This is a genomic window from Okeania sp. SIO2F4 (genome assembly GCF_010672385.1).
Taxonomy (GTDB): Bacteria; Cyanobacteriota; Cyanobacteriia; order Cyanobacteriales; family Microcoleaceae; genus Trichodesmium.
Map to the genome: position 1 here is coordinate 1 of NZ_JAAHGT010001471.1, position 1,170 is coordinate 1,170.

Sequence of the window (1,170 nt, forward strand, 5' to 3'; positions counted from 1 at the left end):
TCGTAGCTTGCTTCCCGTTAGGGTAACCCAACAATAATTTTACAGAATTTTGTTTCTCGAGGGAACGAAATCTCAACTATAATAATGCTTTGTTGGGTTTCACTTTGTTCTACCCAACCTACATTTAAATTCCACCAACAAAAGAATGTGGATTAAGAATATTTTGAGGGTCAAATTTTTGTTTAATTCGCCGCATTAGATCAAGACTATTTTGATTATAACCCCAAACATCTAGCTTTTCTTTCATCTCTAATGGCGCTGCTAAAACTGTTAGAAACCCACCTACAGATTCACACCACTGCCGTAATTCGATAATAGTTTCAGGAGTAACTGAATTAAAGTATAATTCTCCCAAACCAACACCTGCATGAATTAATCCTAAACCTGTTTCTAAAGCTGGTTTGTTTAAAGTTTCTACAGCTTTGTTAGGCATTACTCCTATCTTACAAATTACTTCTGTATTTCTGTGAGAATGCCAAATTTTATGTTTTAATTTATCCCATAATTCTGCTTCATTATCATGGTAACGAGTGGAATTTAAACCTAATTTATCTCCAACTTCTAATAATTTATTCGATTGTTCTTCAACACTACCTATTATGCTTTGAAATCTTACTATTAATCCCACACCTTCACCTAGGTCTAATTCTTTAACTAAATTACTTGAAAGTAAGTCAAAAGCAACAGGTGTTAATGCAGAAGATAATAAAGTTTGAGTTGCTGTGGCAATGTTATTTTTTTCTCCTAATAAAACAACCGTACCGGATGCTTCTTGTATAGGAAAAACCCTGAAAGTCACTTGACTAATAATACCCAATGTGCCATAAGCACCTGTAAATAGTTTCATTAGGTCGTAACCTGCAACATTTTTGACTACTCGTCCTCCTGCTTTGGCAATTTTTCCATCCGAACGCACGAAACTAATACCCAGTAACATATCTCGCACACCCCGGTAGCGTTGACGTAGGGAACCCGTGTTGGCAGTGGCAATAATACCGCCAATAGTTGCATTTTCTGGATAAGCAGGGTCGATGGCAAGAAATTGACCTGTTTTTGCCAAAGTTGCTTGTAATTCTGCATATTTCATCCCCGCTTCCACAGTAACAGTTAAGTCACCAACAGCGTGTTCGATGATACGGTTGATTCTATCACAACTAACAACAATTATTA

The 1,170-nt window shown here is 36.5% G+C and carries 1 protein-coding gene; it reads right to left on the bottom strand.

Going from position 1 to position 1,170, the window contains the following annotated elements:
* Positions 1-124: 124 nt before the first annotated feature.
* On the bottom strand, positions 125-1,170 hold a 1,046-nt coding region (locus F6K22_RS41300; RefSeq protein WP_293111005.1), incomplete at its 5' end, for an FAD-binding oxidoreductase.